Annotated in this window: 7 protein-coding genes, 1 tRNA gene and 3 pseudogenes; 3 read left to right on the top strand and 8 right to left on the bottom strand. The window is 64.0% G+C overall.

What is annotated here, in order from left to right; translation table 11 throughout:
- The 3 genes from tnpC to AC1Q5S_RS12840 all read right to left on the bottom strand — a co-directional run.
- On the bottom strand, positions 1 to 991 hold a 991-nt coding region (gene tnpC / locus AC1Q5S_RS12850), incomplete at its 3' end, for an IS66 family transposase (RefSeq protein WP_492238952.1).
- A 71-nt stretch (positions 992 to 1062) separates the two neighbouring features.
- Complete coding sequence (tnpB, locus tag AC1Q5S_RS12845; RefSeq protein ID WP_066787319.1) at positions 1063 to 1395, bottom strand: IS66 family insertion sequence element accessory protein TnpB; 333 nt, start codon at positions 1393 to 1395, stop codon at positions 1063 to 1065.
- On the bottom strand, positions 1392 to 1940 hold the full coding sequence (locus AC1Q5S_RS12840) for a transposase (protein ID WP_082759168.1): 549 nt from the start codon (positions 1938 to 1940) through the stop codon (positions 1392 to 1394). Before AC1Q5S_RS12840 ends, tnpB begins: the two co-directional genes overlap by 4 nt.
- A 128-nt stretch (positions 1941 to 2068) precedes the next feature.
- Here AC1Q5S_RS12840 and AC1Q5S_RS12835 point away from each other — a divergent pair.
- From AC1Q5S_RS12835 to AC1Q5S_RS12825, 3 pseudogenes are all read left to right on the top strand, one after another.
- Positions 2069 to 2181 (top strand): annotated as a pseudogene (locus AC1Q5S_RS12835) (4Fe-4S dicluster domain-containing protein); the annotation flags it as partial.
- A 93-nt stretch (positions 2182 to 2274) separates the two neighbouring features.
- Positions 2275 to 2524, top strand: a pseudogene (locus tag AC1Q5S_RS12830) (transposase); the annotation flags it as partial.
- A 2-nt stretch (positions 2525 to 2526) separates the two neighbouring features.
- Positions 2527 to 2664 (top strand): annotated as a pseudogene (locus AC1Q5S_RS12825) (transposase); the annotation flags it as partial.
- Positions 2665 to 2751: 87 nt separating this feature from the next.
- Here AC1Q5S_RS12825 and miaB read toward each other — a convergent pair.
- From miaB to AC1Q5S_RS12800, 5 genes are all read right to left on the bottom strand, one after another.
- Complete coding sequence (gene miaB / locus AC1Q5S_RS12820) at positions 2752 to 4104, bottom strand: tRNA (N6-isopentenyl adenosine(37)-C2)-methylthiotransferase MiaB (RefSeq protein WP_422204388.1); 1353 nt, start codon at positions 4102 to 4104, stop codon at positions 2752 to 2754.
- A gap of 93 nt (positions 4105 to 4197) precedes the next feature.
- Positions 4198 to 4638, bottom strand: a complete 441-nt coding sequence (locus AC1Q5S_RS12815; protein WP_303837829.1) for a hypothetical protein — start codon at positions 4636 to 4638, stop codon at positions 4198 to 4200.
- 162 nt (positions 4639 to 4800) lie between these two features.
- Positions 4801 to 4877 (bottom strand) — tRNA-Met (locus AC1Q5S_RS12810).
- Between the two features lie 24 nt (positions 4878 to 4901).
- The gene (locus AC1Q5S_RS12805; protein ID WP_303837831.1) at positions 4902 to 5681 is read right to left on the bottom strand and encodes an enoyl-CoA hydratase; all 780 of its coding nucleotides are present in this window, start codon (positions 5679 to 5681) and stop codon (positions 4902 to 4904) included.
- 109 nt (positions 5682 to 5790) lie between these two features.
- Positions 5791 to 7605 carry a M61 family metallopeptidase gene (locus tag AC1Q5S_RS12800; protein WP_422204391.1) on the bottom strand — a complete coding sequence of 605 codons (1815 nt, stop codon included), beginning with the start codon at positions 7603 to 7605 and terminating at the stop codon, positions 5791 to 5793.
- Positions 7606 to 7678: the final 73 nt, after the last annotated feature.

Here is a 7678-nt window from a genome sequence, read left to right as displayed (position 1 = left end):
TTGCCAGGGCAAACCTCCTCGGTGAGCAACAACGGGCGCCTGGCGATGGCCACATATCTCGGGCCGTAACATAACCGGCGAAGTCGTCGCAAACCAGTGCCCCCTTCCAGTCGCCCAGGAAGTTGCGGGCATGCTCGCCAGCCCTGGACTCGCAGAAGTCATACACCACGGCTTTCATGTCTTCGAACGCCCCTGGCGCGTAGGCCCACAGGTAGGCGCGATGCGTCGCTCCCTTGCCAGGTTTGAGCATTTGCACTGGCGTCTCGTCGGCGTGCAGCACACGGTGGCCGAGTATTTCCGCCTTGAGCGCATCGACTAGCGGCTGCAGCCGCACGCCGCAGGTGCCTACCCACTGCGCCAGAGTCGAGCGAGGAATGGCCAGACCGGCGCGCGCAAAGATGCTTTCCTGACGGTACAGCGGCAAGTGGTCCGCGTATTTGGCCACCAGCACCTGGGCCAGCAGGCCGGTGGTGGGGATGCCTTTGTCGATCACATGCGCTTCAACCGGCGCCTGGGTGATGGTCTCGCATTGGGCGCAGGCCCACTTGCCACGGATGTGACGCTCCACCGTGAACACGCCGGGCACATAGTCGAGCTTTTCGGCCACGTCTTCGCCGATGCGTTTCATCTGACAGCCGCACTGGCAGGTGGTCGAATCGGGCTCGTGGCGGATCTCGCGGCGCGGCAGATTGGCCGGCAGCGGCTGGCGTTTGGGCTGTTGTTTGGCTTGCGGGGCAGCGGCCGCAGGCTGCAGCTGCTCGATCTCCAAGCAGACAGCCGCCAAGTCGGCCTCGATCTCGTCTTCGAGCAAGCTGCGCTGCTCGGCGTTGAAGCGCTCGGACTGTGCGGCGAACTTCATGCGTTTCAAGAGCGCATTCTCGTGGGTGAGCTTGGCGTTGAGCGCCTGGCTGTGGCGTAGTTCTGTGAGCAGCCGCGTGGTCATCTCGCGCAGCTGCTCGGCGCTCAGATCATCCAGGAATTGCGGCTGCATCAACATGACAGGCAGTGTGCCAAGCATGGCACTGCGCTGCCATGCGCAGATCCACCGATTGCGCGCCGGCTTCAGACCATGGTGATAATGCCGGCGTTTCCCATGCGTTGCCAGGGTAGGCCCAGCACCAGGGCGTCAAGCTGGACAGGCTCCAACTGCCACTGCTCATCGCCTGGCGCCGGCCAGACGAACTTGCCCTGGTGCAGGCGGCGAGCGGCCAGCCAGATGCCTATGCCGTCGTGCACCAGCACCTTGATGCGGTTGGCGCGTCTGTTGGCGAACAGGTAGGCATGGTGAGGGTGGGCGGCGCCGAAGACGGCGACTACGCGGGCCAGCGCCGTGTCGGTGCCGGCGCGCATGTCCAGCGGGGCCGTGGCAAGCCAGGCAGCGTCGATACGGATCATTGCCGCAGCACCTGCAACAAACCCTGCAATGCGCGGGAACACTCGCCAGCAGCGGCCAGCGGCCAATTGACCGTCACGAGGGTGCCGTGATGACAGCACTCGATGCGGATGTCTGATGAGCAAGCTGCCGATGCAGCACTTGGGGCAGCTTGTACACCCGCTGCCTGAGGCCCCATCACCGGCGAGCCCAGCGCCACCGCGATGAAGGCGGGCACGGGGTTGGACGGCACCGGATGAGCCTGATGCGCTGGGGCACAAACAGCCTGTGCATTGGCCATTGGCTCAGCCGCTGCATCGGCGCAGTGTGGGGCGATGCCGGACGCATCAGCATGCGCGGTATCGCAGGCGCTCTGGTGCTGGCCCAGACGATGCTCCTTGAGCCAGCGATGCAGCACGTTGGCATTCATGCCATGTTCACGCGCTGTGGCGGCAATTGATGCGCCGGGCTGCTGGCACGCAGCGATCAGTTCAGCCTTGAATTGCGCGCTGTAGACCCGGCGCGTGCGGGGGACACAGGAGCGCGAATGGGGAATCTCTTGAGACATGGTGTGCACGATGGTTTACGTGGACACGATGGTGCTTGCAATTGCTCATTCGGGGTAGATGGGTTGGCCGGACGGATACCGAAGGCCCCTTGGAACCCCGCGACGGCTGAGCAGCGGCGCGGCTGTAGATCAATGCGCAGAACGGCGTGTACTGCAAGACCTGCGATATTAAGGATCCGACGTAAAACATCGTCTGGGTTACACCGGAGGGCGGGGGAGTCCCAACTACTCAGGGATGTAATCGAAGGGCACGCATCGCAGCTCACTAGGGCGCGTCATCAATCGATTTTCCTCAAGGGTTGATGGTCAGCCATTGACCCCAATGTGCGCAGGCATGCTCAAGAGATATGCCCTCAGTGATTCCCAATGGGCACAGATTGAGAATCTGCTACCAGGCCAGGCCAGGCCAGGCCGGACAACCGGGAACCACTGCCAAAAACAACCGACTGTTTGTGGATGCCGTGCTCTATCGCTACCGTGCAGGCATTGCCTGGCGAGATCTACCCGAGCGTTTTGGCGATTTCCGCGTCGTGCACACGCGCCATTCGCGTTGGAGTAAGAGCGGGGTGTGGCAGCGAGTCTTCGGTACAAAGCGCGTCATCTCATCGAGAACTTTCTCGCACGCCTGAAGCAGTACCGCGCCATCGCTACGCGCTACGACAAGACCGCTCGTAATTTCTTGGGGGTCATCCAGCTGGTTGCATCCGTGGTTTGGCTGGCCTGATGGGCCAAGCGTGTGAATTGCTCGGAATTCAATTGATGACATGCCCTGGCTGAAACCTAATAATGAACGGCGCCAGGCGCTTACTTTTTAAGCAGTCTCGTGCGTCAGCACATCGCCGCGCAGCGTGTAGGCCTTGGCTTCGGTGATGGTCACATCCACCATCTGGCCCACCAGGCGGGGCTGGCCCACAAAGTTGACCACGCGGTTGCACGCGGTGCGGCCCATCAGCTCGGTGGCGTCGCGCTTGGAGGTCCCCTCCACCAAGATGCGCTGCACCGTACCCACGCGGCTTTCGCTGATGGACTTGATGTTGGCGTTGATGACGGACTGCAGGTGCTGCAGGCGGCGCAGCTTCACGTCGTGCGGCGTGTCGTCGTGCAGGCCGGCGGCGGGTGTGCCGGGGCGCGGGCTGAAGATGAAGCTGAAGCTGTTGTCGAAGTGGATGTCGTCGATCAGCTTCATCATCTTGGCGAAATCGTCTTCCGTCTCGCCGGGGAAACCCACGATGAAGTCGCTGCTCATGGCCAGGTCGGGGCGGATGGCGCGCAGCTTGCGCACGGTACTCTTGTATTCCATGGCGGTGTAGCCGCGCTTCATGGCCATCAGGATGCGGTCGCTGCCGTGCTGCACGGGCAGGTGCAGGTGGCTGGCCAGCTTGGGGATCTTGGCGTAGGCTTCGATCAGCCGGGGCGTGAACTCGTTGGGGTGGCTGGTGGTGTAGCGAATGCGCTCGATGCCCGGAATGTCGGCCACGTATTCGAGCAGCAGGGCAAAGTCGGCCATCTCTGCCAGTCCTGCACCGGCTACACCGTGGCCCATCTTGCCCAGGTAAGCGTTGACGTTCTGGCCCAGCAGGGTGATCTCTTTCACGCCCTGGTCGGCCAGGCCCGCTACTTCCACCAGCACGTCGTCCAACGGGCGGCTGACTTCCTCGCCACGGGTGTAGGGCACCACGCAGTAGCTGCAGTATTTGCTACAGCCTTCCATGATCGACACAAAGGCGCTGGCGCCCTCGACGCGCGCGGGCGGAAGGTGGTCGAACTTCTCGATTTCGGGGAAGCTGATGTCCACCTGGGGCCGGTTCAGGCGATCGCGCTGGTTCAGCATTTCGGGCAGGCGGTGCAGGGTCTGGGGGCCGAACACCACATCCACATAGGGGGCGCGCTTGATGATTTCGGCGCCTTCCTGGCTGGCCACGCAGCCGCCCACGCCGATGAGCACGCCTTTCTCCTTGAGGTGCTTGATGCGCCCCAGGTCGCTGAACACCTTTTCCTGTGCCTTTTCGCGCACCGAACAGGTGTTGAACAGGATCAGGTCGGCCTCGTCCACGTTCTGGGTGGGCTCGTAACCCTGGGCCGCGCCCAGCACGTCGACCATCTTGTCCGAGTCGTACTCGTTCATCTGGCAGCCGAAGGTTTTGATAAAGACTTTTTTGGACATGGCAATTTCACAACAGGGAATGCACGCCACGGTGCGCAGGGGCGCATTGGCGTGGGGACGGCGCACCACCGGACAAGCCGGTGGTCACGGCGGTTATTTCGGGTCCGAGTCGGCGCGGAAGTTGCGTTCGACGGTGTCGCTGCCCTTGCGTGGCTGGCTGGCCTCCGCCTTGGTCAGGATCCAGGCGGAAAGCAGCATGCCCGTGCTGGGCTCGATGGTGTAATTCACCTGGAAGCTCTGCCCCACCACCGTGTGGGCCATGACCAGCGTGTTCTGGGGGCTCAGCAGCCGCATGCCAGGCGCCATGCGGATGGCGCGCCCGTTCAGGGTGGCGTCGGATGTTCCATTGATCGTGAGATTGCCGCGCAGCGCAGCTTCAGGAAAGTTGCGCACCATGCCCACGCCCGCAGGCACCTGGGCCGTGGCAGGGGCCATGGCCAGTAGCAACGCGGCGCCCAGGGCGCCCGCGAGGGCGCGGCCCTTGCGGTATGACCTGACTGAGGTGGAAGGCGGATCGAGGCGGCAGCGGTTCATGGTGTGTATCCAGAGGCTGAATGGAAGAAGGAGCTGATTCTAGGCGGCCCCCCGTGTTCAGCGCGCGCTCGGCCAAGAACCAGGCGCTGCACAGGCGCCGGCACAAAGACCGTACGCCATGGAAAAAGCCCGCAACAGATCACTGTTTGCGGGCTTTTGAATTGGTGGTGATAGGTGGATTTGAACCACCGACATCAGCATTATGAATGCTGCGCTCTAACCAACTGAGCTATATCACCGAAGAGCAATATTATAGAACAAATTTACTGGTGGGTGAAGTTTGCCGTGCGTTTGTTCACGAACGCATCCATGCCTTCCTTCTGGTCCTGGGTGGCAAACAAGGCATGGAACAGGCGGCGCTCGAACATCACGCCGTCCGACAGCGAACCTTCGAAGGCCCGGTTCACCGACTCCTTGGCCGCCATCACCGCAATCTGCGAGAAGTTGGCAATGACCAGGGCCGCGCCCAGGGCTTCTTCCATCAGTTTGTCCAGGGCCACCACGCGGCTCACGAGTCCGGCGCGTTCTGCCTCCACGGCGTCCATCATGCGGCCGGTAAGGGCCATGTCCATGGCTTTGGATTTGCCCACCGCGCGTGGCAGGCGCTGCGTGCCGCCCGCGCCGGGAATGACGCCCAGCTTGATTTCGGGCTGGCCAAACCTGGCGTTGTCGGCGGCGATGATGAAGTCGCACATCATGGCCAGCTCGCAGCCGCCGCCCAGGGCAAAGCCGCTCACGGCCGCAATCACGGGTTTGCGGATGGTGCGGATTTCCTCCCAGTTGCGGGTGATGTAGTCGCCCTTGTAGGCGTCGGCAAAGCTGTACTTGGCCATGGCGCCAATGTCGGCGCCGGCGGCAAAGGCCTTTTCACTGCCCGTGAGGATGGTGCAGCCGATCTTTTCATCGGCATCAAAGGCCTTGAGCGCTGCGCCCAGCTCGTTCATGAGCTGGTCGTTCAGGGCATTGAGTTGCTTGGGGCGGTTGAGTGTGATGACGCCGACTTTGTCCGCTTCGGTGCGAACTTCAATGGTTTCGTAGGCCATGAAATCTCCTGGGTTGATGGGTTGTTCGGGCAATTCGGGAGAACTATACCGAAGCACGAAACCGTCAACAGGCGCTCGGCAAAGGCGTTGCCCTGGACCTCTGCCAGCCTCAGCCCAGCCAGCGTCCCAGTGCGGCGTTGTCGGTTGCGGTGAGGCTGATGGTGTCCGGCGTTGTGGCAGGTGCTTTTCTGCCACGCAGGCCGACGGGCCCAACCTTGGCAGCTGCAGGGGCCGGAAGTGCCAATGGCAATTGCAGCAGGCGGCCATCGCGCGCCACCACGGCGGTGACCTGTGTCGCCGCGCCCGCATAGAACGCCACATCCTCCAGCCGGGCGATGCGCCAGCCCTGGCCCTGCACCTCCAGGCCCAGCCATTCGTCGCCCGCAGCCAGCCCTGCCTTTTCGGCGGGCCCGCCACGCAGCACGGTCTTGACCTGCACGCTGTGGTTTTCCGTGACGCGCAGACCCAGGCGTTGCGCCAGCTGGGGTTGTTCAGGCTTCAGCGCCACGCCGTGGGCAGCCAGCAGGTCGGCGAGCGGCAGTTCGGCCGTGCCGTGCACCCACTGGTCGAGTTCCTGGTCCAAAGAGCGCCCAGCCAGCGTGGCCAGCTCGGTGCGCAGGTCGGCCTCGGTCATGGGGCCGCCGGCGCAACGCTGCCACAGGGCGCGCATCACATCGTCCAGCGTGGCCTTGCCTTCACGGCGCAGCGTGAGGTCCAGGCACAGGGCGACCAGCGAGCCCTTGGTGTAGTAGCTCACGGTGGCGTTGGGGGTGTTTTCGTCCTGGCGGTAGTACTTGACCCAGGCATCGAAGCTGGCCTGTGCCACCGTCTGCACGCTGCGGCCGGGCGTCTGCAGGACCTGGTTGGTGGCCTTGGCCAGCAGCTTGAGGTAGGTGGCATCGTCGATCAGGCCCGCCCGGCGCAGCAGCATGTCGTCGTAATAGCTGGTGAAGCCCTCGAAGAACCACAGCAGCCGGGTGTAGTTCTCCTGGCTGTAGTCGTAGCGCGCAAACTCCGCCGGGCGCAGGCGCTTGACGTTCCAGGTGTGGAAATATTCGTGGCTGATGAGCCCGAGCAGGGTGGTGTAGCCCTCGCTGGTGCGTGCCTCACCCGTGCGGGGCAGGTCGCGCCGGCCGCAGATCAGGGCCGTGGAGTTGCGGTGTTCCAGGCCTCCGTAGCCGTCCTGCACGGCGTTGAGCATGAACAGGTAGCTCTTCATGGGCGGCTTGCCTTTGCCGTGCCAGAAGCGGATGGCGGTCTCGCAGATCTTCCGGGTGTCGGCCAGCAGGCGCTTTCCGTCGAACGATGGTGCGGCACCGGCCACCACGAAGCGGTGGGGCACACCACCGGCGGTGAAGCGTCCGCTCCAGAAAGTTCCCATTTCGACCGGGCAGTCCACCAGCTCGTCGTAGCCGCTGGCCGCGTAGACGCCAAAACCCTTCCTGTCGACGGCCAGCGGGGCGAGGCCCGTGGCCACGGACCAGTGGGCGGTGGCCGCATTGCGGGCGATGTCGAGCGCATGGAGCGCCTCTTCTTGCCCATGCACGCGCAGGCACAGGCTGGTGCCGTTGAAGAAGCCGCGCGCGGCATCCAGCCACGCCGTGCGCACCGAGGCGTCGTAGGCGCATACCTCGTAGGTCAGGACGAGGGGGCGGTCGGTGCGGCAGGTGGCTTGCCAGCGGTGTTTGTCGAGCTGGGCCAGGGGCACGGCGCGCCGGCCCTGTTGCGCATCGAGGCGCTGGAGATTCTTGGAGAATTCGCGCACCAGGTAGCTGCCCGGTATCCACACGGGGAGCGACAGCTCCTGCTGCGCCTGCGGATGCGCCACGGTGAGCGTGACGGTGAACAGGCGGGCATGCAGGTCGGTGGCTTCCACGCGGTAATGAACGGGGGCCTGCGTGGAGCGGGTGCGGGAGGTGGGCATGGGGGAGGCGTCGCGGAAGGCGGGTGCCTGGCGTCGGTGCGCGCGCCACCCGCTGGGGTCTCGGGGCTGGAGG

Source organism: Acidovorax sp. GW835-FHT14B10 (assembly GCF_058793725.1).
Note: the sequence above shows the minus strand (reverse complement) of the source record. Positions and strands in the feature narration are given on the sequence as shown.